At 50.5% G+C, this 26,318-nt stretch carries 18 protein-coding genes; 8 read left to right on the forward strand and 10 right to left on the reverse strand.

From position 1 onward, the window contains the following. Positions 1–9: 9 nt before the first annotated feature. From B0I18_RS03365 to B0I18_RS03375, 3 genes are all read right to left on the reverse strand, one after another. Positions 10–1,686: an ArnT family glycosyltransferase gene (locus B0I18_RS03365; RefSeq protein ID WP_106521225.1), complete on the reverse strand. Its 1,677-nt coding sequence runs from the start codon at positions 1,684–1,686 to the stop codon at positions 10–12. A gap of 126 nt (positions 1,687–1,812) precedes the next feature. Then, complete coding sequence (locus B0I18_RS03370) at positions 1,813–2,583, reverse strand: proline and serine-rich protein 1 family protein (RefSeq protein WP_106521226.1); 771 nt, start codon at positions 2,581–2,583, stop codon at positions 1,813–1,815. Positions 2,584–2,712: 129 nt separating this feature from the next. Further along, positions 2,713–4,308 (reverse strand): DUF6029 family protein, encoded by a 1,596-nt coding sequence (locus tag B0I18_RS03375; protein WP_106521227.1) that lies wholly within the window; start codon positions 4,306–4,308, stop codon positions 2,713–2,715. A 272-nt stretch (positions 4,309–4,580) separates the two neighbouring features. Between B0I18_RS03375 and B0I18_RS03380 the strand changes: the two genes are divergently transcribed. Beyond that, positions 4,581–5,075 (forward strand): TlpA family protein disulfide reductase, encoded by a 495-nt coding sequence (locus tag B0I18_RS03380; RefSeq protein WP_106521228.1) that lies wholly within the window; start codon positions 4,581–4,583, stop codon positions 5,073–5,075. Positions 5,076–5,151: 76 nt separating this feature from the next. After that, positions 5,152–5,526 (forward strand): DUF1634 domain-containing protein, encoded by a 375-nt coding sequence (locus B0I18_RS03385; protein WP_181358319.1) that lies wholly within the window; start codon positions 5,152–5,154, stop codon positions 5,524–5,526. A gap of 6 nt (positions 5,527–5,532) precedes the next feature. On the opposite strand, the gene B0I18_RS03390 is transcribed toward B0I18_RS03385, so the two are convergent. Next, positions 5,533–6,534, reverse strand: a complete 1,002-nt coding sequence (locus tag B0I18_RS03390; protein WP_106521230.1) for an NAD(P)H-dependent glycerol-3-phosphate dehydrogenase — start codon at positions 6,532–6,534, stop codon at positions 5,533–5,535. Positions 6,535–6,639: 105 nt separating this feature from the next. Between B0I18_RS03390 and B0I18_RS03395 the strand changes: the two genes are divergently transcribed. Both B0I18_RS03395 and hpt read left to right on the forward strand, forming a co-directional pair. After that, complete coding sequence (locus B0I18_RS03395) at positions 6,640–7,953, forward strand: MutS-related protein (protein WP_106521231.1); 1,314 nt, start codon at positions 6,640–6,642, stop codon at positions 7,951–7,953. Positions 7,954–8,009: 56 nt separating this feature from the next. Beyond that, the gene (gene hpt / locus B0I18_RS03400) at positions 8,010–8,546 is read left to right on the forward strand and encodes a hypoxanthine phosphoribosyltransferase (protein ID WP_106521232.1); all 537 of its coding nucleotides are present in this window, start codon (positions 8,010–8,012) and stop codon (positions 8,544–8,546) included. Between the two features lie 158 nt (positions 8,547–8,704). Here hpt and B0I18_RS03405 read toward each other — a convergent pair whose 3' ends face one another. From B0I18_RS03405 to B0I18_RS03420, 4 genes are all read right to left on the reverse strand, one after another. Continuing rightward, a complete protein-coding gene (locus tag B0I18_RS03405; protein ID WP_106521233.1) occupies positions 8,705–9,871 on the reverse strand; it encodes a T9SS type A sorting domain-containing protein in 1,167 nt (388 codons plus the stop codon). Between the two features lie 35 nt (positions 9,872–9,906). Then, positions 9,907–10,635 carry a hypothetical protein gene (locus B0I18_RS03410; protein ID WP_106521234.1) on the reverse strand — a complete coding sequence of 243 codons (729 nt, stop codon included), beginning with the start codon at positions 10,633–10,635 and terminating at the stop codon, positions 9,907–9,909. Positions 10,636–10,885: 250 nt separating this feature from the next. Next, positions 10,886–13,006 (reverse strand): prolyl oligopeptidase family serine peptidase, encoded by a 2,121-nt coding sequence (locus tag B0I18_RS03415; protein ID WP_106521235.1) that lies wholly within the window; start codon positions 13,004–13,006, stop codon positions 10,886–10,888. 34 nt (positions 13,007–13,040) lie between these two features. Then, positions 13,041–13,736 (reverse strand): hypothetical protein, encoded by a 696-nt coding sequence (locus tag B0I18_RS03420; protein WP_146146642.1) that lies wholly within the window; start codon positions 13,734–13,736, stop codon positions 13,041–13,043. Between the two features lie 152 nt (positions 13,737–13,888). On the opposite strand from B0I18_RS03420, the gene fabG reads away from it, so the two are divergent. Next, complete coding sequence (gene fabG, locus B0I18_RS03425; protein ID WP_106521237.1) at positions 13,889–14,635, forward strand: 3-oxoacyl-[acyl-carrier-protein] reductase; 747 nt, start codon at positions 13,889–13,891, stop codon at positions 14,633–14,635. Positions 14,636–14,769: 134 nt separating this feature from the next. Beyond that, on the forward strand, positions 14,770–15,759 hold the full coding sequence (locus tag B0I18_RS03430) for a beta-ketoacyl-ACP synthase III (RefSeq protein WP_106521238.1): 990 nt from the start codon (positions 14,770–14,772) through the stop codon (positions 15,757–15,759). A 1,558-nt stretch (positions 15,760–17,317) separates the two neighbouring features. Here the strand turns inward: B0I18_RS03430 and B0I18_RS03445 are convergent. Continuing rightward, positions 17,318–17,953: a response regulator gene (locus B0I18_RS03445; RefSeq protein ID WP_106521241.1), complete on the reverse strand. Its 636-nt coding sequence runs from the start codon at positions 17,951–17,953 to the stop codon at positions 17,318–17,320. A gap of 68 nt (positions 17,954–18,021) precedes the next feature. Then, complete coding sequence (locus B0I18_RS03450) at positions 18,022–19,998, reverse strand: ATP-binding protein (RefSeq protein ID WP_106521242.1); 1,977 nt, start codon at positions 19,996–19,998, stop codon at positions 18,022–18,024. A gap of 229 nt (positions 19,999–20,227) precedes the next feature. On the opposite strand from B0I18_RS03450, the gene B0I18_RS03455 reads away from it, so the two are divergent. Both B0I18_RS03455 and B0I18_RS03460 read left to right on the forward strand, forming a co-directional pair. Beyond that, positions 20,228–23,578: a GEVED domain-containing protein gene (locus B0I18_RS03455; protein WP_106521243.1), complete on the forward strand. Its 3,351-nt coding sequence runs from the start codon at positions 20,228–20,230 to the stop codon at positions 23,576–23,578. A gap of 124 nt (positions 23,579–23,702) precedes the next feature. Next, complete coding sequence (locus B0I18_RS03460; protein WP_106521244.1) at positions 23,703–26,297, forward strand: T9SS type B sorting domain-containing protein; 2,595 nt, start codon at positions 23,703–23,705, stop codon at positions 26,295–26,297. Positions 26,298–26,318: the final 21 nt, after the last annotated feature.

The following is a 26,318-nucleotide window of genomic DNA, read 5'->3' on the forward strand; positions in this document are numbered from 1 at the left end:
CCGTATGCGTCAGAAGGTAACGTTCCTGTAAATGATATAGTAGCGGCTGGTTTCGCCGGCACGGGTAGCCGGGTTCAGAAAGGGCAGGGTAAGCATGGTAATGTGCATGCTCTCCCCCTGGTACGCTACCCGGAAACCATCTTTGGGCAAGCTGTCCATCAGCGGTGCATTAACCAGGCAATATGCGCCCATAGGCAATTGCAGGGGCGTGGCTATCGTGTTTACCGTATAATCGTTACTAAAAGAGAGACTCCGGTTCTCTTCAAACTGGCAGGTATAAAAGTCGCTCATGCGGATGCCTTCCTTTTTGAGCCAGGCCGAAACCGGTACGCTGGGCTGGTACTGTAACAGCGCCGGGTACAGGAACAGGTTGACGAGCAGGTTAAGCCCGGCTGCATTCAACGCGCATAACCGGAGCAAGGGCGCAGCGCCCCTGGTGCTGCGGTAGAGCAACACACAGGCGCTGAGGGCCGCCAGCAGGCAAATGCCCGCCTTAAGCTTATCGATCCCGGGGAAAGAGTAATACAACAACACAATCAGCAAAAGCCACAGCAGGATAAAGATAACCAGGTGCACGATCCATAAGCCCCGGGCCAGGCGGGGCAAGGTCGTAGCCACGGTATACAGCCATCGGCCGGTAATGATGGCCGCCAGCGGGAACACCACGAAAATATAGTGGGGCAGCTGTGCCTGGCTCGAAGCCAGTGCGCAATAACTGATCACAAAACCCGCCGTGCTGATCGCCTCTTCATGATCCTGCAGCCGGAAGCGCCGGCGTACCAGGCCCCCTATGGCGCTGATCAGCGCCGGGATAAAAAACAGGATCCAGGGCATAAAACTCCAGAGCATATTCTCAAACAGGAAGCTGAACGAACTGAACTCGTGCCAGGTGCTTTCGCCCGTGATGCGGCCGAAGCTCTGTGTCCAGAGGAAAAAGCGTACGCCTGATATACCGCGCTGCCCGTACATCATTTTTTCGGGGTGCAGGTCGAATTGCCGGTAAAGCCCTACCAGCACGGGTGTGAGCAGCAGGGCGATCAAAACCAGCATCAGCAGGTATTCCCAGCGAAACAGGTTGCGCCATTGCCTGCGCAACAGGAAATGCGGTACAAATGCAAAAACAGGTATCATAAGGGCTATAGGCCCCTTGGTCATTATACCGCCTGCTATAGCCAGGGTAGCCAGCAGGAAGTTATGCCATTTACCCGACTGGTACCAGGCTGCCAGTTGCCAGAGCGACAGGGTTACCCAGCCCATCAGCATGGTGTCGGTGCGTACATCGTGGTTGACGAGGAAGAGGGCCTGGCTGGTAGCCAGCACCAGGGTGCTCATCCAGGCTATACTGCTGTTGTAATACATGCGGCAGAGCCGGTAGCAGCTGTACAGGGCTATAAGCGCAAAACAAAAGGAAGGTAAGCGGTAAGCGAAGGCCGATACGCCCAATAGCTTTATGGACAAGGCGCTCAGCCAGAAAAGCATCGGCGGCTTGTCGAGGTAGTCGGCGCCCGAGTCGTATACTTCGAGATAACTGCCTGTATGTGCCATGTCGCGGCTGATATTGGCATACTGCACCGCATCGACCTCCATAAGGGGGATACCCCAGCCACAGCCGTATACGATAATTACCGGTAACAGCAGCAGCAGGTACTGCCGGTATTGAATAAGAAGCCGGGGCAGGTGCGTCATGCAACGTTCGTTTAAGGGGTAAAGCCGGGAGGCTTAAGCTTTTGGCAAACTTAGCATAAAACAGGTTGCGCCCCGCAGCTCGGAAGCCGGGGGGCGCAGGTTAAACAAAAAGATAATAAACAAAGGTTAGCGGCCTTTCATAAAATCGTCGAACTCCTGCTGGCTGGAGGCCAGGGTAAATACGGTACCTACTTCCGATTTGAAGTTGGCCTTGTCGCTTACTTTAGCATAGGCCTGCTTTACAAAAGTCAGGCGGTTATCATCGAAGAAGATCCAGCCGGCAATACTGCTTACTTCAGCAGCGGTAACGCTGTTCTGTTCTATAAACTTACGCGCTTCGGCCAGTTTCTTACTATCGGCGTCGACCCTGTCCATGGCTGTTTTGAGGGTTTGCAGGCGACTGCTTACCTGCTCGCTGGGCGGCATGCCCAGGTCCGACCCCTGTTCTGCATTATCGGCGGTATAAGGCGCATCGTCGTTGTTGGCGTTACTGCCGATAGGCTGGTCGCGCCGCTGGTTGAAGGGCGGCCGGTTGTCGAGCGGGGGCAGGCTGCCTACCTCCTGCATCATAAAGCGGCGTTCGCGCACATCTACCACACAATCATAAGTCGATCCTTTATTGATCTTGACCCTGCCGCTGAACACCAGTTCGGCTTTGCCGCCACGGCCGTCGGCATAAGGCCTGAACCGGTAAATCTGCAGGTCCTGCCGTTTACGGGGTATATCGGCTATGGTAATGCTGCGTCCCGTTTTTTTAAAATCGCGGCCGTTAATCGTGAGCAACAGCGGAGTGCCATCGCTGAGGCGTATGCGCATCATGCTCCTGTCGCTGCGCTGGGCGCTGGCATTGCCCAGGAACAGGAAGAACGAAAGGATCAGAACCAGTATATTTTTCATTGTCGTACTATTTGCGGTTAGACTGGTAAAATTACGGAAAGTTACACGGGGCAGCGGTTACTGCTTTCCTAACGAAAAAGCCCCCGGGCTATTATGGCCGGGGGGCTTAAATTCTTGTTATTGCAGCTGCTAGAAGCTTGAAGTCACATTGAAACGGAGACCGCTGAAGGCTGGTTCGTAACGGCATACACCACCGGTACAGTTAATACCTTCTACCTGTTTCACATAGGCAAGCGAGAAGCGGTGGGCTCCCTGGGTGTGGGCAATAAACACATTGTAATAGTGTTTGCTGCTTTCGCCGGATTTGGCCGGTTTCACGTTATACATATCGGAAAGGGCAAAAGACCATTTGGGGGCAATCGCGTATTCGAGCGCCAGGAAAGCCCAGCTACCGAAGTCTTGTTTGGTTTCCATATACTGCGCCTGTACTTTCAGCGAGTTTTTGGCGTTGAATTTGTAGGTAACCTCCGCAAACGGCGTCAGGGCCTTGATCATAGGCACACCGGGTTTGAACTGGTAGTAGTCCTGGTTGTAGTGCATATAGTGCACCCCTACATCGATCTGGGTATTCTGTACGCTACGGATATTGGCTTCGGCATATACCTCGCGGTACAGCTTTACATTATCCAGGGTATTGATGTGCGTATAGCTCAGGTTAAAGTCGTAGTTGTCGCTGGGCGATAAGAGAATGTTACCGTTAAAGGCCATTTCGCTCAGATCCTGCGAGGCTGGCGAATAACGGGCAATAAGGCGTTGCGGGCGGATCTGCGCCACGATCGGCTGCCAGTTTACCATACCGTTCAGCAGGGTTTCGTTGGGCGAGGTCCGCATTACGAAGTTCTCGGTACGTTTACCGGTAAGGTTTACGGCTATACCTTTACGGGCATAGGTCAGGGTAGAGAAGAGGATATTACCGTCTTTATTGATCAGCTTGCCTTTGTAATCGTTGATGGCCTCGCGGGTTTTGTAGGCGCCTTCGATATACCAGGTAAAGTCGCCCGCCGAGAGGGTATTGTAGGCCGTAAAGGCATACATGTTGTATTTAGGGGTAAACTGGTCGGTAGCAGGCAGGGCTTTGATCGAGTTGTACACCGAGGTAAAGCTGCCGTTATCGAGGGTGCGGTTCAGCACGCCGAAGCCCGGGTTGAGCCGTACATTTTCACCAACACCGAAATCGCCTTCGGCATTGAAGCCTTTGATGATGGGGCTATAGCGTTCAAACACGTTTTTTTGCTGGCCGGTAAAGGCTTTGATCGTCAGGTGCTCTCCCAGCTGGTATTTCAGATGCAGACCTGCGAGGGCATTATCGATCAGCAGCCCCCTGTCCTCGTAAGCGCGGAACAGGATACCGCTACCGATCTGGTCGTAGATATAACCACCGGTAATGGTAAGGCCTTTAAACTCCTTGCTCAGGCTCCATGCGCCGATACCAAAACCGGACATGGCCTGGTTCGGGTTTTTGAGATTGGAGTTATTAAAAACATCTACGCGCAAGAAGCCGGTAAACCCGTAATTGGAATAACGCAGTCCCAACCAGCCCTCGCCACCGCTCAGGAAGTTGTCATATAACTGGTTATCCGACGCCTTGATCGCGGTGTCGCGCTGAAAGAAATTGGCATTCAGCATGAGGTCGCCCGAGAGGGTGCCCATACCTTGTGCATGTACCTCAGCAGCTCCCCCAGCTAACAGTAATGCGGTAGAAAGATGTAAAAATTTCTTTTTCATGTTTTAAACTAAAGATGAATTTTTCATTCTCATGAAATGTAAAAATTGTGCTAAGGTAATTTTTTTCCATAAAAAAAGAAAAATACCTTAGCCAGCTAATGTGACCTGAAATGCAAAAAAAAGTAAATCTTGTGTTAATCTGCAACTGGCGCAGTTATTAAGCCGGCAGAAGATTATATTTGTATGCGCTTTTTCTTACAAAAGGCGGTTTTTTGTTTAGCAATCAAGCAATATTTTTATTATTCTTTTTAACTGTTTATCATTCTCCATTTATGAAAAAAATATGCGCGCTCCTCGCCCTGGCTGCTTTCAGCTTCCAGTCTTTTGCCCAGCAGTCCGATCTGCCTGCTACGCCGGTAAAAGATCTTAAAGGCAGCACAGTGTCTTTTGATAAAACCTTTGAAAAAGGGAAAGTAACCCTGGTAAGCTTTTGGGCTACCTGGTGCGTACCCTGCAAAAAAGAAATCAAAAGCATCCGCGACAGGATGACGGAGTGGAAAAGCCAGGCCGACTTCAACTACATGACCGTATCGGTTGATGACAGCCGCGCTACCGCCCAGGTAAAAGGTTATGCCAAATCCCAGGGCTGGGACTTCCCCGCTTATCTCGATCCTAACTCTGATCTGAAACGCAGCCTTAACTTCCAGAACGTACCCTTTACCATCATCGTAGGTAAAGATGGTAAGATCGCACATATGCAGAGCGGTTACGAAGCCGGTGGCGAAGACATCCTGTTTACCAAAATCAAAGAACTGGCTGCAAAATAAGCTGCATCCTGCTTTGCAACGATATATATCGATCCCGAAGCCTTTCCTTTGCCGGAAAGGCTTTACTTTTGCGTTTATGAAAACTTTCCGGGATAAAGACCTGCAGTCCCTGGTCGGCAACCTGCTGCGTATCGGTGTAATCTTCGCCATGACCATCGTCGTGGCCGGCCTCGTGCTTTACCTGTTCCGGCATGGCGGCGAACAGGCGCACTACGAGACCTTTACCGATCAGGGCGTCTTTGGTTTCGATAAATTCTTTGCAGACCTTAGCTCGGGCCGTGCAGGCGCTATTATCGAACTGGGCGTTATGGCCCTGATCGCAACGCCCATTGCCCGCGTCATCTTTACGATGATCGGTTTCTGGCTGGAGAAAGACCGTTTGTACACGGTTATTGCATTATTGGTATTGTGCGTGATCGTGCTGAGTATGATGCTGGGTGCAGCGCACTAATCCGGATCAGGAAAGCAGTTGTTCGATCGCTGCAAAAGCATCGGCAGGCTGGTATTGCTGCCAGAGCACGGTATAGATATGTTCCATGATCGGCATCTCTATCTTCAGGTTTGCGGCGATCTTCATCATCCCTTCTACGGCAAAATAGCCTTCGGCAACCATGCTCATTTCTGTGGTTGCCGCCTTTACCGAATAACCTTTGCCCAACAGGGTACCGAACGAACGGTTGCGGCTGTGCGGCGAATAGCAGGTTACCAGCAGGTCGCCGAGATAGGCGCTGGTATGGAAGTCCGGCACTTCGCTGGATGGATGTACCTGTTCGAACTGGATCTGCAGGAAGCGGTACATCTCGCGGTAGCAGTTGGTAATGTACACACTCAGGAAGTTGTCGCCATAACCGATACCATGGGCCAGGCCGGCGCCTACGGCATAGATATTTTTCAGCACGGCGGCATATTGCGCGCCCCATAGATCGTGGTTAACGGTCGTGCGTATGTATTCGGTACAGAAGTTAGCGGCGGCCAGGCTGGTCGTTGTATCGTTAAGCCCCGAAAAGGTAAGGTACGAAAGGCGCTCCTGGGCTACTTCTTCGGCATGACAGGGGCCCGTAATGGCCACATACTGCTCGAGCGATATATGGAAACGGCCGGCCAGGTAATCGTGCAGCAGCACATATTGTTGGGGTAATATGCCTTTGATGGCAGAGATCACCGTCTTGCCTTCGAAACTATCGGCAGGTAAGGACTCCAGCAATTGCACCACGAAGGCCGAGGGCACGCAGATGATCAGTTTGTCGCTCTTTTCGATTACAGCCTCCAGGTCGGTGGTCGGCGCAATAAGATCAGGATTGAAGTTAACGGAAGTGAGGTACTGGGGGTTGTGGTGTTTGCGGAGCAGGTGTGCTACCGAAGCATCGTTACGCATCCACCAATTGATTTTATGACCGTTATCCGTCAGCATTTTTGCTAATGCGGTCGCCCAACTCCCGTTTCCAATAATACCAAACATTATTCTGTGACTAAATTTGCGGAAAAGTAATACCTTAATCGCGCAAATAAAAATTTTAGTTGTGTGGAAATTGCGTAAACAAGGATCAGTACTAAAACCAGAATTGTGAATTTAGATAAGACCACCCTCAGCGATCTGTCCTTTCTTACGGGCGATCATGCTGTGTTTAACCTCATAAACCGTTGCACGACACAAATGGGTACCGAGGCGCTCCGGCAACAGGTGCTCAACCCGCCCGCTACCTATGGCCTGCTCAAAGCACAACAGGACGCGGTGCGCTTCTGGGAGCAACACCTGGACCAATGGCCCAAAGGCATCTCGAACGGAACCCTGGTGATGCTCGAGAAATTTTACGAATCGGCCGACATGGCCGCCACCCGGCCCAATGCCTTTGGCTTGATGATCAGCTCGCTGATGCAGCGGTTGTTTGACCGTAACGAATACTCTTTTATCCGATTTTCGGTATCCCACCTTATCGATTTCCTGAAAGGTTGCGACGAACTGATCGCCCTGCTGGAATGGAACCCGCCGGAGCCGGTGCTCCGCGAACTGGAACTTTTTAAAAGCGGCCTGGAACTGCCGCTCTGCCAGGCTTTGATCCGTACCGACGCCCATGCCAAACAAAGTACCCTGCTGGACCTGAGCTACCATGCCCGTCGCGAGATCAAACACCTGGTGCGTAAAATGATGGCAGGATATGCACGCCTCGATGCCCTGCAATCGATGGCCCGGGCTACCCGCGAACATAACTGGAGCCTGCCCGACCTGCTGCCGCCCGACCAACTCAGCTACCAGGCACAGGGACTCTACCACCCATTGCTGCAACGGCCTGTGGCTTATGATATCGCTTTTGCCAAAGACCAGAATTTCCTGTTCCTGACCGGCGCCAACATGTCGGGCAAGAGCACGCTGATCAGGGCTATGGGCCTGGGTGCACTGCTGGCGCACCTGGGTATGGGCGTACCGGCGAAAGGGATGACGATCAGTTTCTTGGAAGGTATTATTACCAATATGCACGTGGAAGATAATATTATACTGGGCGAGAGCTACTTTTTTGCAGAGGTGCAGCGGATGAAAATGACGGCGCAGAAACTGAACAGGAACCGCTACCACCTCGTACTTATGGACGAGTTGTTTAAAGGCACTAATGTGCACGATGCCTACGAATGCAGCCGCGCGGTGATCGAAGGCCTGCTGACGCACCGCGACAACCTGATGGCCTTATCGACCCACCTGAACGAACTTTCCGAAAATATAAAAACCGTACCGAACGTGGTATTCCGGTATTGTTATACCCGTATCTCGGAAGCGGGACAATACGAGTTTACCTACCAGCTGAAAGAAGGCGTGTCGAAAGACCGGATCGGCTACCTGGTACTGAAACAGGAAGGGGTGCTGGACCTTTTAAAACGGGATTAGCCGGGCTGTTCGCCCGATATTTCGTTTCTTTGCGTTGCAAAAAAACAAAACCCGGTATGGAAAGGATCACAGTACATGATAAAAATTTTGTCCCGTATCTGACGGCTGCAGATATCGAAGTGAAGGTAAAGGAACTGGCAGCGCGCATCAGCGCCGACTATGTTGATAAACGCCCGCTGTTCCTCGCTGTGCTCAACGGCTCTTTCCTGTTTGCGGCCGATGTGTTCCGCAACCTGACCATCGAAGCGGAGATCTCTTTTATCAAGCTGGCATCGTATAAAGGCACGACCTCTTCGGGTAATGTGATTACGGCTATCGGCCTGGAAGAGCCCTTGTTCGAACGTCATATAATCCTGCTGGAAGACATTATCGATACCGGCAAGACCCTGCACGAGTTTATACCGCAGCTGGCGCACCAGCAGCCGGCCTCGATCCGTATTGCCGCATTGCTTACCAAACCCGATGCGCTCAAATACCCGGTACATGCCGATTACGAAGGTTTTGCCATTCCCAATAAATTTGTAGTGGGTTATGGCCTGGATTACGATGGCCTGGGCCGCAATATTCCCGCCATCTACCAGGTGGAGCTTTAATGCTTGCACATATACAGGACTATTACGCAGGCCCAATTATCGCCGGGAATTACCAATTAGAAAATGCCGGAGTATCTATCCTAATACTTTACCACTTTATACAGGAACAGCCATCCCGGAACAGGAGATGGCTGTTCCTGTATATGAGGAGGGCAGGACTATTGCTTAACTACTTTCTGTACTTCAATACGTGTGCCATCTGTAACCCGCACAAAGTAAATACCATTGGGCAGGGAGGATATATCGATTTCGGTTTGTGACTTTCCTGAAATCTTTTCTTGTTTTACAATTCTGCCATCTATTGATGTAACGGATACTTCGGCAGCTTCAGGCGCCTGCGCAAAGCTGATCCGGAACAGGCCTTTCGTAGGGTTCGGTGTTACAGTAAAGCACTTGATATTGCTTTGGGGGAGGTCAGGGTTAAAATCAATGCTGCCGCTCTTCGTGTCGTTACCGGGTCTGGCATAACCGCAGGCTCCCGCTCTGAATTCATGCTCTACCACCCCGAAAGGAAGGTTTAAAGGAAATGCTGAGAGACAGTCGTAGGGCCTGACATCCAGGACTACTGTTTTACCCGGATCAACGGATAGGTTCGTGTTTTCCCGGAGTTCAATCTTTTTTGTAGCAACAATCTCAGTGGATTGGGTCGGGTCGCTGCTGGTAAGTGACGCTATATTGCCGAAGCTCGAACCAATGTATATATTCTTCATGGCTGTTGTCCCTGGCGATATAGTAGTATTGTAACAGTAGTAATTATCGTCGATGGAACAGGATGTGATCGTAATGCAATCTAACGCCAAGGTAGCGTGGCCTCCGGGTATTGTGGTTACAGGGTAGAAAACAATATTCTCATAGCCCTGGCTGTAGGTCCGGAATTTCAGGCGTAATGTTTTATCGGAAAAGTTAGCTCCGACATGGCTGTAGAGTTGCCTGGACGAAGGGAAAGCGGGTATGGAACTACCTTGGTTTTGAATGCCGTTTGCCACAACATTGTTGGCCAGCAAAACCTTAAATCCATTTTGGTTATGGTCGGGGAATGTCTCGGAAGAAGGGATCCCGATATAAATGTCGTATTCGGTATCGGGCATAAAATTGAACCTTTTGAATACACCTTCTCCTACATTCCAATCTTTGTTATACCACATAAAAAAGTACGAAGGGAAATAGTCGGGGGAACCATGAGTGCTGCCCCAATCGCCAATCTGGCCTACAAACGAATGGATATTATCCGGTCCAAGGTAGATGGGGTCCGTTACATAGTACTGTGCTGAAAGGCGGAAGGAGGTGATTAAAAGCCCGGTGAAAACCAATATTTTTTTTATCATGTGATGTGTTTTTTCAAATAGGGGATGAAGCGGGTTTACTTTGCTTTTAAGGTCTCCAGTTGCTTTTTCATTTCACTGTTTTCTTTACTTATCTGAATCATATACAGGGTAAGCTCTTCCACTTTTTGTAGCAGGATTTTATTCATCGCACCCATTTCGACGCCATTTGTCAGTACTTCTTTTTCACTGGGTACACCGGGCAGGTGTTTATGCTCCTGTATATATTGCTCCACTTCGGCAAGGTCGGGCAGGTTGTAGTTCTCGTTAAATACATAATCGGCCCAGTTAGAGACCTGGATTACACAGCGCTTTGCGATCATATCTCCATCCACGCTTAGTTTGTAATTGGCATAGGAGCCATTGGCGGCCGTTGCCCCTATCCGAAGGCTCTTGCTGATGCCCACCTCGTCGCGGTTACTTATCCAGAATACGAGGTTGGGATTGTAATTTTCGAAAGACCCGTTTGGGCCGGAAATGAGCTGGTGAATACCGTTCCATACCTCGAAAGCGTTGTTCATTACCGAACCATCGTATCCGTTCAAGATTTTCAATCCAGTCGGTGCTTGGTTGAATACAGGTAATGTTTGACGCTGGATGTTTTTTATCGTCAATTTAGCATTCGCATAGGTAGTCGTACCAATTGCTGCATTGCCATTTGTGGCAGTCGAGATAGAGGATCCGTTCCAGGCCTGTAACAAGGTGATTTGTGCCATGGACCCTGTACCCGTAAATATCAGCGAAATAATCAGCATGTATTTTTTCATAATTTTTTAATTAAAACTTTATAATATAGAATAATTTCTATTTCAAATTTATATTATGTATAAAGTTGGTCAAAAAAGAAATGAGTAAGTGAGCTGTTACACTGATTATGTGCGTAACATTCCTGGAAATGTGAGGGATCCGGCGTAGATATCTGCAATTACGATATGTATGAACGACAAAACGCCCCGGCCTTTCGGGCCGGGACGTTTTGTCGTTATAAAGCTTTTAAGAATAAAAGCCCGGGTACTCTTACAGTTTTGTAATACCCATATTGTAGAATACAAAGCTCCAGATATCTGCGGCTTCGTCGATCATTTTGGAGGTTGGTTTACCCGCGCCATGACCGGCTTTGCTGTCGATACGGATCAGGGTAGGATTGGCGCAACCCTGGGCTTCCTGCAGTGCAGCGGCAAACTTAAAGGAGTGCGCCGGTACTACGCGGTCGTCGTGGTCGGCCGTGGTAACCAGGGTAGCGGGGTAGCAGGTGCCTTTTTTGATATTGTGTAAAGGCGAGTATTTGATCAGGTAATCAAACTGGTCTTTGTTGTCGCTGCTGCCATACTCTACCGCCCAGCCCCAGCCTACGGTGAATTTGTGATAACGCAGCATATCCAGTACGCCAACCTGTGGCAGGGCCACTTTAAACAGGTCGGGACGCTGGGTAAGACAGGCGCCGATCAGCAGGCCGCCGTTGCTGCCGCCGCGGATGGCCAGTTTGGATGAACTGGTATATTTCTGTTTGATCAGGTATTCGGCGCCGGCAATAAAGTCGTCGAACACGTTCTGTTTTTTGCCGAGCATACCGCCTTTGTGCCACTCTTCGCCATACTCGCCGCCGCCACGCAGGTTGGCTACGCAATACACACCGCCGTTTTCGATAAATACCATATTGGCTACCGAGAAGGCTGGGGTAATGTTCACGTTAAAACCGCCGTAGGCATACAGCAGGGTCGGGTTCTTGCCATTCATTTTCAAACCCTTTTTATGGGTAATGAACATGGGCACCTTGGTGCCGTCCTTGCTGGTATAGAACACCTGTTTGGTTTCGTAGGCAGCCGGGTCGAACTTTACTTCAGACTTGCGGAACAGCTCTGATTTACCGGTTTGGATATCATACTTGAAAATGGTAGGCGGATAGGTAAAGGAGGTAAAGGAATAGAAGAAAGACTGGTCTTCTTTTTTACAACCGAAACCGCCGGCAGTACCTACACCGGGCAGGGTAATGTTGTGCTCCAGTTTACCGTCGAGGCTGTACTGTACTTTCAGCGAAGCGGCATCTTTAAGATAACTGGCAAACAGTTTGCCACCGCCGGTGCTTACGCCTTCCAGGGTTTCTTTCTGCTCGGGGATAATGGTTTTCCAGTTGGCTTCGCCGGGGTTTTTAGGGTCGAGCAATACCACTTTATTGTTGGGCGCACTGCTATTGGTCTGCAGCAGTATTTTGTCGCCTACGTTGTCTACCACGCTGGCATTGGTTTTAAAGCCGGGCACGATGGTGGAGAAGTTGCTCACGCTGCGGTCGGTCAGGTCCTGTACTTTGATCTCACTGCCGTCGGTACCTTCAGAAATACTCAGTACCAGGAAGCGTTCGTCTTCGGTAAGACCGCCGCTTACATAACGCAGCGGGTGCTCGCGGTCTTCATAGATCAGGATATCCTGGCTTTGAGGTGTGCCTATGCGGTGGAAGTATACTTTCTGGTATTCGGTTTTGGCGCTGAACTTGGTCGCTTCGTCCTTCGGACGGTCGTAACCGCTGTAATAGAAGCCCAGCTCTCCTTTCCAGCTGATGCCGGTAAACTTCACGTATTCCAGTTTATCGGAAAGCAGTTTACGGTTCTGGAAGTCCATCACATAGATTTCCTGCCAGTCGCTGCCCGAGGCCGAGGCGGCGTAGGCAAAGTACTTTTGCTTTTTGGAGAAGGCCGTGGCCTGCAGGGCTACCGTACCGTCGGTAGACAGTTTGTTGGGATCCAACAGTACTTCCGGTGTACCGGTCAGTCCTTTTTGAACATAGAGCACGGCCTGGTTCTGCAAACCGTCGTTTTTATAAAAGGTATACCAGTCGCCTTCTTTATCGGGTGCGCTGTACCTGGGGTAGTTCCAGAGTTCGGTCAGGCGGTCGTGCAGTTTCTGCCGGTAAGGAATTTTCGACAGGTAGTTATGGGTCAGGGTATTCTCTTCCTTAACCCAGGCTTCGGTATCTTTTGCCGTATCGTTTTCGAGCCAGCGGTAAGGGTCGGCGATCTGGGTGCCAAAGTAATTGTCGGTCTGCTCCACTTTGCGGGTGTGTGGATACTGTAGGGATTGTGCGCTCATACCAAAAGAAACGCCCAGCGAAAGGGCGATTAAGGGTAAGGATTTTTTAGCCATTTTATCGTGTTTGATGAGGTTTTTTCTTGTTCGGTTAAAGTTGTTTGCAATTATGAAGCTGCATGTCTTCCATATCGTCGTACATCAGTTTTAGTAATTTCGATTTCCTTTTCTGTATATTCAGTTTATCGCGGGTATAACGGTCAAAGAAATTAAAACAGTTATAACTCGCGCACCCGCCTTCCTGTTTCAGGATAATCTGGTAGCAATCCCTGAAATGCTGCATCGCGGTATAAAAATAGTCCAGGCTGAACTTCAGACCAAAAACTTTACGGGTACCGACCGTATGGGTACAGCTATTTTTAAAAGCATCCGTTATTTTACGCTGCGGGCTGATCGCCATTACCGTATTCGGGCTGAAACATTGCATGTCTATCACCAGCGAATCGCGGATCAGCGGGATCTCTGCTTCTATACCATTGCTCAGCAGCTCAAAGCCGTTTTTCCTTTTCCGCAGGAATACCAATACCTGCTGGCCTTCGGCATAAGGCATCCAACGGTAGGATCCCGAGCCTGCCAGGCCTATGTACCGGGCAATTTTGATCTGGCCGCCCTTGCCCTGCCGGTCGGCAAGGTAATAATACAGGTCCTCTACCTTGGTAATGGTGCCGTAGGCAATCCTGTCTGCCGATATCGCCATATCGAATAGTTTCATGGCTTTGTAGGTTGCGTGTGCACCAGGCAGGAACACCGCCAGGCATACGAGGATAAGCAGGAAACTCTTCATCATGCTGCAAGATACAATAGCCGGAAACGGTACGGAAAAGACAGGGAAAACAGGCCGGCAACCTGCCGGGGGGCGGGATGCCGGGGCGGCTAATTTCGTCCAAAAGTACAAATTTCGATCATAAAGATTTATTTTAGCGGCGCGAAACTACAATTATGAGATTACTTGAGAATAAAACCGCCCTGGTTACCGGTGGTAGCCGGGGTATCGGCGAGGCTATCGTACTGAAATTTGCAGAACATGGCGCCAATATCGCTTTCACCTATTTATCTTCCGACGAGAAGGCCAAAGCCCTGGAAGAGAAACTGACCGCTATGGGTGTAAAGGCCAAGGCCTATAAAAGTGATGCCGCTGACTTTGCCGCGGCAGAAGCACTGGCTGCCGATGTGGCGCAAACTTTTGGTGGTATCGATATCTGTGTGAATAACGCCGGTATCTCGCGCGACAACCTGTTGCTGCGGGTTACGCCCGAACAATGGGATGAAGTCATGCATGCCAATCTTAAATCCGTATTTAACCTTACCAAACAGGTAATACGCAGCATGATGAAGGCACGCAAAGGCAGTATCATCAATATGACCTCTATTGTAGGTGTAAAAGGTAATGCAGGCCAGAGCAGTTATGCCGCTTCCAAAGCGGGCATCATCGGGTTCACCAAATCTATAGCGCAGGAGCTGGGCAGCCGTAATGTACGTTGCAACGCCATTGCACCGGGCTTTATCGAAACCGATATGACCCATTACCTGAAAGAAGGCGATGCCGGCAACTGGTTCGAAAAAATTCCGCTGCAGCGTTTTGGCAAGCCCGAGGAGATCGCTGATGTAGCGCTGTTCCTGGCTTCCGATATGAGTAATTATGTAACCGGCCAGGTGATCAGCGCCTGCGGCGGTATGAATGTATAAATAAGGAACGTTGAAGACTCCGGCAGGAGTGCTGTCCGGGTTGCCGGCGGTACTCCTGTTAATTTGCCGGGCAGGGCTGTAGCTAATTACTGAATTACTCCTACCTTTGTCCTCTCAAAAATAAAAATATTTTAATGGGAAAGATTCATGCAGCGATTACAGCTGTAGGTGGCTATGTGCCGGACTATATTTTATCCAATAAAGAATTAGAATCAATTGTAGATACGACCGATGAGTGGATTTCTGCGCGGACCGGGATTAAAGAGCGTCGTATCCTTAAAGGCGAGGGACTGGGCACTTCTTTCCTGGCTACCAATGCCGTAAAAGATCTTTTAGAAAAAAGGCAGATCGATCCTGCTACTATAGACCTGCTGATCTGTGCTACGACTACGCCCGATATGCAGTTCCCGGCTACGGCCAACCTGGTTGCCGCCAATACCGGTATGACCAATGCTTTCAGTTATGATATCAGTGCCGCCTGTAGCGGCTTTCTTTACGCCCTGAATACCGGTGCGCAGTTTATCGAAAGCGGTAAAAGCAAACGCGTAATCGTTGTGGGTGCTGATAAAATGAGCTCAATCGTCGATTACCAGGACCGTTCTACCTGTATTATATTCGGCGATGGCGCGGGTGCTGTACTACTCGAACCCAACGACGAAGGTAATGGTGTACTGGACTCTATCCTGAAGAGCGATGGTAAAGGCTGGGTGCACCTACACCAGAAAGCCGGCGGTTCGGCAAAACCGGCAACCATCGAAACGGTAATGGCCAAGGAACACTTTATTTACCAGGAAGGCCAGACGGTATTCAAATTTGCGGTAAAAAATATGGCCGATGTGTCTGCCGAGATTATGGAACGCAACGGGCTTACAGCCGAGTCGGTAGACTGGCTGGTGCCGCACCAGGCCAATCTCCGGATCATCAGCGCTACTTCCGAAAGGATGAACCTGCCCGAAGAAAAAGTAATGCTCAATATCCAGCGGTATGGGAATACGACCAGCGGTACCATCCCGCTGTGTCTCTGGGAGTGGGAGAGCCGTCTTAATAAGGGCGACAACCTGATCCTGGCTGCATTTGGCGGCGGTTTTACCTGGGGATCAACTTATATTAAATGGGCTTATTAAGCCGTTTTCAATACTACCGGAAAGGTGTGTCTTACGTGACGCACCTTTTTTGTTTTAGGGGAAGTCCTGTCATCCTGAACACCCGGAAGCACAACTACCCAAAGGGAGTCTGTCATCCTGAGCCTTGCTAAGGATCTCATCCCATAGCTGGCTTTATTAGAGGGGTACGTTTAATGGAGTGTGCTACCGGCTTACTTGTACTTGTACGCCCTTCAGTAAGATCCTTCGCGATGCTCAGGATGACAATCATCTTCCCTAATAGACTACTCTCTCAGTTTTGTACTTAACCTTCCTCTGTTAAGATCCCTACCAAAGGGAGCCTGTCATCCTGAGCCGTGCGAAGGATCTCATCCCATAGCTGGCTTTATTAGAGGGGGGCGTTTAAATGAGTGTACTACCGGCTTACTTGTACTTGTACGCCCTTTAGTAAGATCCTTCGCGATGCTCAGGACAACTACCAAAGGGAGCCTGTCATCCTGAGCCGTGCGAAGGATCTCATCAGTTAGCTGGCTTTATTAGAGGGGTGCGTTTAAATGAGTGTGCTACCGGCTTACCTGTACTCGGACGCCCTTTAGTAAGATCCTTCGCGGGGCTCAGGATGACAATCATCTTCCCTGATAGACTACTCCTCAGTTTTGTACTTGTCCTCCCTCTGTTAAGCTCTTTCGCTGTGCTCGGGACAACTACCAAAGGGAGCCTGTCATCCTGAGCCGTGCGAAGGATCTCATCAGTTAGCTGGCTTTATTGGAGGGGGACGTTTAATTGAGTGTGCTACCGGCTTGCTTGTACTTGTACGCTCTTCAGTTAAGATCCTTCGCTGCGCTCAGCGACAACTACCCAAAGGGAGCCTGTCATCCTGAGCCGTGCGAAGGATCTCATCCTATAGCTGGCTTTATTAGAGGGGGTGCGTTTAATTGAGTGTGCTACCGGCTTACTTGTACTTGTACGCTCTTCAGTAAGATCCTTCGCGATGCTCAGGATGACAATCATCTTCCCTGATAGGCTACTCCTCAGTTTTGCGCTTGTCCTCACTCTGGTAAGCTCTTTCGCTGCGCTCGGGACAACTACCCAAAGGGAGCCTGTCATCCTGAGCCGTGCGAAGGATCTCATCAGTTAGCTGGCTTTATTAGAGGGGTGCGTTTAATTGAGTGTGCTACCGGCTTACCTGTACTCGTGCGCCCTTCAGTAAGATCCTTCGCGATGCTCAGGATGACAATCATCTTCCCTAATAGACTACTCCTCCGTTTTGTACTTGTCCTCACTCTGGTAAGCTCTTTCGCTGGGCTCGGGACAACTACCCAAAGGGAGCCTGTCATCCTGAGCCGTGCGAAGGATCTCATCCCATAGCTGGCTTTATTGGAGGGGGACGTTTAATTGAGTGTGCTACCGGCTTACCTGTACTCGTGCGCCCATCAGTAAGATCCTTCGCGATGCTCAGGATGACAATCATCTTCCCTGATAGGCTACTCCTCAGTTTTGCGCTTGTGCTCCCTCAGTTAAGATCCTTCGCGGGGCTCAGGATGACAATCATCTCACATCTCACATCTCACATTTGCCATCACTTATCCAGGCCGAGCTCTATGGCATACTTCACCAGGCCAGCGGTATTCTTGGCCTCCAGCTTCAGCGACAGGTTTAACCGGTAATTTTCAACAGTTCTTTTGCTGAGAAAAAGTTCGTCGGCGATTTGCTGGTTGCTGTAACCGCGGGCCAGCAACCGGAGTATTTCCGTCTCCCGGGGTGTAAGCGAATACCGTGCCGATGTTTTGCGGTTGATCGTTTTCTGGAAGTCGGTAATGCGTTGCCGCATATCGTCTGTAAGGAATTGTTGTCCTGCCGATACGGTTTCGATAGCGCGGATCAGCGTTTCCCGGTCGGTATTCTTCAGCAGGTAACCTAATGCCCCGTTTTTGATCATATTACTTGCATACAGGGTATTGTCAAAATTCGTGAGGGTAAGCACTTTCAGTTCCGGGAACTCTTTGCGCAACGCAAGTATAATTTCTTCGCCACGGATATCGGGCATATTGATGTCGAGCAGAAGTACATCCGGGAGGTTGATGCGAAGTCCTTCGAGCAGGGTGGCGCCATTGAGGTAAGTATACGGTACACTTATAAAAGAGCAGGAGGACAACATGTCCCTTACCCCGTTAATAACCAGGGGATGATCATCGGCAATGGCAACACATATCATAGCAGCTTTATAATCAGCAGGTTTAGTCTATACAATAATACCAAAAAAAAGCGTCTTCCTGCTATTTTTTAACTAAAAGGGAATTCCATGCTGGTTGTGGTGCCTCTTCCCGGCGTGGAACTGATATGAATTTTGCCCCGGAGCAGCCTGGCCCTTGCTTCGAGATTGGTAAGACCGAGTCCTTTCTTTACTTTGCCCATATCGAAACCAATGCCATCGTCTTCGATCAGCACATTGAGTTTACCGTTCCGTTCAAAGATCTGGATATTGACCTTCGCCGCCCGTGCATGTTTGACCGTATTCTGGATTACCTCCTGCAGCATCCGGTATATCGATAATTTGGCCGAAGGGTCGCTGATACAGATCTCGGAATTGACCTGGAGGTCGATATAGTTTTGCTGTAGCGATTGGTTGACCGAGCCCGTGTAGGAGGTCAGTATTTCTTTAAGGCTAAAGCCTGTAATGGCATCGGGCATTAAGTTGTGCGCGGTTTTGCGTACCTGCACCGCTGTTTCGTTAAGCAGGGCCACTACACCGGCAGTGGCATCGCTGTGGTCCAGGCTCAGCTTCATTTTCAATACGGCCAGCATGCCGCCTATACCGTCGTGCAGTTCTTTGGCAATACGGCTGCGTTCTATTTCTTCGCCTTCCATTTTTGCTTTAAGCGTGGTTATCTTGGTCCTGTTCCTGAAGTTACGATAGCCGGCGATCGCAAGGATCAGGATAATGCCGAGGCCGGTAACCACGGCTACGATCTGGGTATTCTTGTGTTCTATATCCCGTTGTTGTTTTTCGATCAGGAATTCTTTCTGTGCAATTTGTTTGTCTTTTTGTTCGCTGCGGAACCGGGCTTCCAGTTCCCCTGCTATTCTCAGGCTTTCGCGGTTTTGTATGCTGTCGCGCAGGGCATTGGCTACATGCTGCTGGGCAAGGGCTTCCTGGTAGCGCCCGGTGTTTTCATAAATAGCTACGAGGGTATTCAGGGCTTTCAGCTTGCCCGACAGGATGCCGGACGATTCGGCTTTGTCCAGCGCTATAAACAGTGCCAGTTCTGCATTCTTAAAGTCGCCGGCCTGGTAATAAGCATCCGCCAGGGTATAATAAGGCGCTACGATAGAGTAAAACGGGTAGGCTGCATTACTGGGACTGCGCAATGCCCTGCTTTGGTAGGGGATAGCCTTCTCCGGTTGGTGGAGCGCCAGGTAAAGGCGTGTACGGATAATATAACAGGACTGCAGCAGTTCCTCGTTGCCCGACTTTAAGCCATTGGCCAGGGCCTTGGCTGAATAGGCTTCGCAGGCTTTATAATCCTTGCGCATCAGGGCTACTTCCGATTTGTTGATCCATACATACCCATATATACTTTCCAGTTTCTTTTTCTTCAGCATGAGCGTTTCTGCCAGGTCGAGGTAGTAGGCCGCGTTATCGTACTGGTCCATATGGATCAGGACATCTGCAATATTACTGTAGGCCATTACCATATTGCGGTCTTCAGGCATTACCTGTTGCATGTACTGGATAATTGCGGAATAATATTCGATGGCCTTCTCATAATTTTCCTGTACGAAATAGGTGACGCCGATATTGACAAACAGCTTGGGCAACAGCTTCCGGTCATTGCCCGATGTACGGATGTAATGATAAGCTTCTTTATAGTAGCTGAAGCAGGAGTGGAAGTCGCCCTGGCCCATAGCCACCAGCCCCATCGATATCTTGGAAAGGGAAGCGAAGTAATAGTTGCCGGTAGCGATACTCTGCTGGAACAAGCGGTTGAACAAGGTCATAGCGCTGTCGGGATAGGTCCATTGCAGCAGGGTGCCCTGCTGGAACAGGTTTTCCTTTTTAATAGAATCAAGGGCATCGGGAGGCTGTTTCGGCATCCACATACGCAATACCGGGGCGGTGCCCCGCACATCGGCTTTAAACTCCTGTGCATACAGCCCCCTGCCCGGCAGCAGGTACAACAGCAGCACGAGCAGCCAGGTATAGCAGGAACGGCAGGCCCGCGGCAAAGAGTTATGGCAGTAGGTAAATAAGGCCGGCATTTGATTTAAGAGAATGGTAACCAGGCGCAAGATTGAAAGAATTGTTTAAAAATTATAGAGTAGTAGTACTCTATATATTTTTTTTGTAATGCCGCATTGGTGTTGACCTGTAGCTTAAGCCGGCAACGCCCGTTTTTTAAATAGGAGTAGTAATACTCTGTTTTCTGGCTGGAGCAATAGATAGTTTTGGATTAGAAATTTTGATCACTAATCATCAATTCAATTGTTCATGAAGAAACTAATACAAAAAACGGGCGCGCTTTTATTGCTGCTCTGTAGCCTGCTGCCTTTGCAGCGGGTGGTTGCCCAGGTCATTACGATCGGTACCGGAACCTTTTCCTCCACGTTGTATAACCCGGTTTCGGTGGGAGGTATGGCAATCTTTAACCCGGCTACGGCGCCTAAGAATGTGCATATACAGGTGGTATACAGCGCCGCCAGTATTAACGCTGCCGGCATTACGGCGCCGGGCATGATCGACTCTATCGCCTGGGATGTGGCTACGGTACCCAGCCGGCCGCTGATCAATTATACCATCAAGGGTAAGCTGCATAACACGGATTCCATTAGCGCCTTTTCGGGTAACAACCTCACACAACTTTTCAACCAGGCGAGTTTCATGCCGGTCGCCGGCTGGACCTGGATGCACTTCCAGACTCCCTTATACTGGAACGGTGTGGACAACATTGTTTTCGATATCTGCTCCGATACGGTTACCGCACCTATTTCCGGTACTGTAAGGTTAAGCAATCCTACTACCGGGCCTAATACCTGGGTTGCGGCCACAGCCCTGACCCCGCTCTGCGGCGTCTATACCGGCGCCAACGGCGGTATACGGTTAAGGCCCAATATCAAAATGTCTTTCCGGCCGGTAACCTGCAGCGGCGTACCCGCTACGATGACGATCACGCCGGCAGGTCCATTGCAGGGTTGCGATGGCAACTACAAATTACTGCAATTGGGTAGCGTACCCCCCGGCGCTTATAGTGTACAATGGCAAAAGTCGGTCAATAACGGTCCCTGGGGAAATATAAGCCCGGGCGGCAATAGTGTGGCCTATAACGCGCAGATCGTTGCCGGGCAATCCGTAAAATACCGTGCCGTTATTTCATGCCCTACTACCAGTGCTTCTGTTACCAGCAACGAGGTTACTGTAAATCCCGCACCCGATCCGGTATTTGCCGTATTACCCTATACCCAGGATTTTGAAAGCTGGATGGACCGCTGTCTGACCAGCGATGCACCGGACTCTTCGTGGTTGAACGTAAATGCTGACGGGCCTTTCTCCTGGCGCCGCGAAGACCAGGGAGCAACTGCGGGCTGGATTTATGATGTGAACCCGCTTTACTATAACCCCGTGAGCTCCACCGGCAGCCACTCTGCGCGTATCCAGAGCTCCAAAGGCCCGGGTACGGGTAGCCTGCTGTTGCACGTTAACTGTACCGGTACCGGTAATAAGGAGTTACGTTTTGACTATATGAGCAAAACCGGGTCCAACAACAACCTGCAGATTCTTTCTTCTTCCAATAACGGGACTACCTACGATTCGTTGGCCACCTTTGGTTCTATGGGCGTAAACGCCCAGTGGCAGTCGTATGTGGTGCAGATCCCATCTACCAGCGCCAATACCATTATCCAGTTCAAGTCAATCAGTTCCGGCAGCCAGTCTGGTGATTTCGATATGGGTATCGATAACGTGCATGTTTATCCTGCTTGTGATGGTAAGCCTGTAGCGGGTACTGTGGATTCTGGCTCAGCTTGCCCCGGCGCAGGCGTAACCCTTTCGCTCTCCGGATCTTCGCTGGTAGCCGGGCTGAACTGGCGCTGGCAGCAAACCACAGACGGTATTGCCTGGACAGACGTTGCCGGCGGCAATGTCGAGCATCCGACCACGCCCTTAAACGCACCTACCTGGTTCCGTTGTATCCTCACCTGTACCAATAGCGGGCAAAGCGATACCACGGCGCCGCAATTATTCGCGCTTAAATCTTTCTTTAATTGTTACTGTAACTCCGGTTCTACGGTGGCCAGTCCCGGTCTGAATATCGGCAATGTAAAAGTATTCGCCCCGGCTGCCACAACACCCATGGTAGATAATGGTAACCCACTGCCGGCAACCAACAACCTGCAGGCCAAAAAACACTATACCGATTATACCCATGTGGCACCCGCAGATATGTATCGCGACAGCACCTATAAACTGCTGCTGACCTTCTTTACCAGTAATGGGACCAATGTATTCCCGCAGATGGGTAAGACCTATACCAAAGTATGGATCGACTTCGACCATAACGGTACTTTCGATGCTGCTGAACAGGTAATGGGGCATACCAAAGAGGCCAGTGTTTACGTGGATTCTGCCACCTTCGTTATACCAGCTACAGCCGCAGCAGGTATAACCGGTATGCGTATCGTAACCAACGATGTATATGATACCACGCTGATACAGCCCTGCGGGCCTTACAGCTATGGCGAGACCGAAGACTACCTGGTACACCTCTGGAACATGCCTTGTAACGGAAGTGCCGCAGCCGGTACCATAACAGCTTCCGATAGCCTGGCTTGTCCCGGTTATCCGTTTACCCTTACCCACACCGGTTATGACAGCACCTCAGGACAAACAACCCGTACCTGGCAGCAGTCTGCAAACGGAACAACCTGGACCGATATAACGGGGGCGGATAACGTAAATGTACTGGCACAATTGTTTACCGCTAAACAGTGGTATCGCGTAAAGACGGTATGCAATGCTACGGCAAGCAATTCCTATTCCGACTCGGTGCTCGTTAACCTCAGCAATGCCTGCTATTGCGTAAGTTATGCCGATGGCGGCTTTGCCGGTAAGGCAGACAGCAGCGATATAGGCGGCTTCAGCTTTGCATCGATGAGCTTCCCGCTTACCGGTGGGCACCTCAATAACCCCGATGCCGTGCGTAAGTATACCAGCCGCACCTACCTGGCGCCGGTACAGCTCTGGGCCGACAGCACCTATAATTTTACAATAGATCATACTTTGTTACGCAACGACCATGCCGATGCCAAAATAACCCTGTTCATCGACTATAATGGCAATGGTACTTATGATATACCTGCCGAACGTGTGTATTCCACGATTTCGACTGCTACTACCTGGCATAAAACCGGGCAGATCACCATTCCTTCCGGTGTGATCACCGGCCAGTCCGTGGGCATGCGCCTGATCGTTAACAACGATACCAGCGCCAATGCGCCGTCAGACGAGGCTTGCGGCATCTACACTTCCGGAGAAACGGAGGACTATTGGTTACGTTTCGACAAGTTCGTATCGATAGGCGATATCGCTCATAGCCTCGGCGCTATCCACATCTTCCCCAACCCTACTACGGGTATAACCTCTGTACGATACGATGGTAAAGGTGTGCGGCAAGCTACGCTTAAAGTAACGAATATAACCGGGCAGGTACTGGAAACGCTTGTCTTGCCTGTACTGGAACAGGGACAGGTGATCAAACTAAACCTGGATGGTTACGCGAAAGGCATCTACTTTATTACGCTTGGAGCAGACGGCCGTAGTGTAACCGGTAAAATAGCTATACACTAGCAACGGGAAGTGGTTATCCCCATTTATCGTTATGCCGGACGCTGGAATAGATAAGGCATCCCGATGATTTTGCAGTTCCGCGGGCCGCCCGGCCTGCGGGACTGTTTTAAAATTTTTTTATACCATGTCAGTATTATACCGATCAGGACTTTTTACCACGTTGCTGTGCCTTGCTTTTATAACGCTCTGCGCCCAGCAGGAAAATAAATGGGCCTTCGGCAATCATGCGGGCCTGGATTTCAGTTCCGGCACGCCGGTTGCGTTCCAGACGGCCATGCAAGGGTTTGGCGAAGGCGAAGCCTCCGTATGCGACCCCGTTACCGGGCAATTGCTGTTTTATACCGAAGGCAGTTTTGTATGGGACCGGAACCATAACCTGATGCCCAACGGATCCGATCTTACCGGACTTGCAAGTGTTACCTCTTATTCTGTTACATCCAGTGCTTCGCAGGGTGCATTGATCATACCGATGCCCGGCAATACCCAACAATATTATGTATTCTCGCTCACCTCCATGGAGCAGAATGGCGTGGGTAACGCCGGCAAGTTGTACTACAGCATTGTCGATATGAGTCTCAACGGCGGTATGGGCGATGTGGTGCCTAATAAGAAAGGGGTTTTTGTAGACGGCGGCCTGTCCGAACGTATGACAGCCGTAGCCGGCGATCGCTGTAACATCTGGGTGATCACCTGCTCGGTAGATGCACAGATCAGGGCCTACGAGATCAACTTTACCGTAGTGGATCCCGTGCCTGTAACATCGCCTGTAGGTATGGCGCAATTATTCACCGGTAACCTGGCTATATCGCCCAACGGTAAAAAGCTGGCGGCTACCAAATGTAACGTATACGGGCAGGGGCTTGACGGCGCTATGTTGTTCGACTTCGATGTCACAACGGGCCTGGCTTCCAACCCCATCAACCTGTTGCCTGCCTATGGCGGCTACAGCGTATGCTTCTCGCCCGATAACTCAAAACTCTATGTAGCCGGTGGTTTTCAGCACCTTTTCCAGTACAACCTGGCTTCGGGCAATGCAGCGGCGATACAGGCTTCAGAAACGAATATCGGCGCAGCATCCATGACGGATCTCAAGATTGCGCCCAATGGCAAGATCTACTTTAAAGCAAACGATTATCTCGCAGGCAGTCCCAATTATCTTGCGGCACTGAACACGCCCAACCTGCCGGGCACGGCTGCCGGTTATACGGCCAACGCGGTAATGCTGCTGCCGGGTACCTCGGCCCTGGGTAGCCTGCCCAATATCGTACCGGTATTCAGCTTCAGTAAAGATACCCTGCACAGCATGCACTACCGCAGCGATGTGTGCTTTAGCAACAGCATCCTGCTGGAAGCCACGAATACCAATGGCTGGAGCTATACCTGGAGCAACGGCGACACGGGGAGCCTGCTGGTCGTGAATACGCCCGGGCTCTATACGGTACGTTACTATACCAGTCCCTGCTCTTATAATATCGACAGCTTCGAAACATTTTTCCCCTCTGTACTTACGAAGAACAGCTGCCGGCAACAGGCCAACGGCAGTGCATGGGTTATACCGGCCCAGGGCGATACCACCGGTTACACCTATACCTGGACCGATACCGCGGGCAATGTACTGTCTGTATCCGATACCCTGCCCGATGTTGCACCGGGTAATTACAAACTGCTGATCACCTCGGCAGGCGGCTGTAATACCAAGCTGGATATCAGTATCGGGGAGGATGTATACGAAACCTCGTTTACAGCCGATACGCTTGCCTGCCAGGGCAAGGCTGTCGCCTTTCAAAATAATTCCGATCCTTACTTCACCGGCTTCCGCTGGTATTTCGGCGATGGGTCCAACTCCGTACAGGTAAGCCCGGAGCATGGCTTCGGCAATGCCGGCAGCTACCGGGTAATGCTGGTGGGTACGGGTACTCATTGCACCGATACCAGCTACCGGCAGATCGTGATCGATAGTATATACCAGTTGTCGCTAACTAAAGATAATAACCGTATCTGTATGGGGAATACAATCCGTTTCGAACCCCGGGGTATAGCGGACAGCACAGTACAACAACTCTCCTGGTCCTTTGGCGACCAGACTGGTTTCGCCGCACAACCCGGCCCGGTAAGCCATGCCTACGACCGGCCCGGTGTAATGCCGGTAACGCTTACCGTAATGTTCCGCACTTGCCCCGAACAGGTACTGCAGGATACGGTCATTGTTTTTGCCATGCCGTATGTCAACCTGGGCGCCGATTCCAGCCTTTGTCTGCATGGATCTCCATTGGTATTGACCGAACTTAACGGACAGCCCGTGGGCAGTACTTACCGCTGGAGTACCGGCGAGACGGGCAATAGTATAACGGTACGGCAGCCGGGCACTTATACGCTCAGCGTTACTTCGCCCGACGACTGTACCACCAGCGAGGTACTGGAAGTGCGTAAAGACTGTTATATCGATATTCCCAATGCCTTTACGCCTAATGACGATGGGATCAACGATTATTTCTTTCCCCGTCAGTTATTGTCAGCAGGTGTAACAGGCTTCTCCATGAAGGTGTTTAACCGTTGGGGCCAGGTGGTATTCGATACCGACAAAACCGATGGCCGTGGCTGGGACGGCCGCTTTAACGGGGCAGAGCAACCCCAGGGTGTATACCTCTACAAGATCGATGTGGTGTTGAAGAACGCACGAATGGAAAACTATACCGGTAATGTAACCCTGCTCCGGTAGGCTACAACCTAAACGAATAAA

The sequence above is a fragment of the Taibaiella chishuiensis genome (assembly GCF_003014535.1).
GTDB classification, from domain to species: domain Bacteria; phylum Bacteroidota; class Bacteroidia; order Chitinophagales; family Chitinophagaceae; genus Taibaiella; species Taibaiella chishuiensis.

Bases quoted from the DNA above. Each gene is read 5' to 3' on its own strand.
- B0I18_RS03380 (WP_106521228.1), top strand. From the start codon at position 4,581: ATGAAAAAAATATGCGCGCTCCTCGCCCTGGCTGCTTTCAGCTTCCAG.
- B0I18_RS03450 (WP_106521242.1), bottom strand. From the start codon at position 19,998: ATGCCGGCCTTATTTACCTACTGCCATAACTCTTTGCCGCGGGCCTGC.
- B0I18_RS03410 (WP_106521234.1), bottom strand. From the start codon at position 10,635: ATGAAAAAATACATGCTGATTATTTCGCTGATATTTACGGGTACAGGG.
- hpt (WP_106521232.1), top strand. From the start codon at position 8,010: ATGGAAAGGATCACAGTACATGATAAAAATTTTGTCCCGTATCTGACG.
- B0I18_RS03415 (WP_106521235.1), bottom strand. From the start codon at position 13,006: ATGGCTAAAAAATCCTTACCCTTAATCGCCCTTTCGCTGGGCGTTTCT.
- B0I18_RS03430 (WP_106521238.1), top strand. From the start codon at position 14,770: ATGGGAAAGATTCATGCAGCGATTACAGCTGTAGGTGGCTATGTGCCG.
- B0I18_RS03385 (WP_181358319.1), top strand. From the start codon at position 5,152: ATGAAAACTTTCCGGGATAAAGACCTGCAGTCCCTGGTCGGCAACCTG.
- B0I18_RS03370 (WP_106521226.1), bottom strand. From the start codon at position 2,583: ATGAAAAATATACTGGTTCTGATCCTTTCGTTCTTCCTGTTCCTGGGC.
- fabG (WP_106521237.1), top strand. From the start codon at position 13,889: ATGAGATTACTTGAGAATAAAACCGCCCTGGTTACCGGTGGTAGCCGG.
- B0I18_RS03390 (WP_106521230.1), bottom strand. From the start codon at position 6,534: ATGTTTGGTATTATTGGAAACGGGAGTTGGGCGACCGCATTAGCAAAA.
- B0I18_RS03375 (WP_106521227.1), bottom strand. From the start codon at position 4,308: ATGAAAAAGAAATTTTTACATCTTTCTACCGCATTACTGTTAGCTGGG.
- B0I18_RS03460 (WP_106521244.1), top strand. From the start codon at position 23,703: ATGTCAGTATTATACCGATCAGGACTTTTTACCACGTTGCTGTGCCTT.
- B0I18_RS03445 (WP_106521241.1), bottom strand. From the start codon at position 17,953: ATGATATGTGTTGCCATTGCCGATGATCATCCCCTGGTTATTAACGGG.
- B0I18_RS03365 (WP_106521225.1), bottom strand. From the start codon at position 1,686: ATGACGCACCTGCCCCGGCTTCTTATTCAATACCGGCAGTACCTGCTG.
- B0I18_RS03405 (WP_106521233.1), bottom strand. From the start codon at position 9,871: ATGATAAAAAAAATATTGGTTTTCACCGGGCTTTTAATCACCTCCTTC.
- B0I18_RS03420 (WP_146146642.1), bottom strand. From the start codon at position 13,736: ATGATGAAGAGTTTCCTGCTTATCCTCGTATGCCTGGCGGTGTTCCTG.
- B0I18_RS03455 (WP_106521243.1), top strand. From the start codon at position 20,228: ATGAAGAAACTAATACAAAAAACGGGCGCGCTTTTATTGCTGCTCTGT.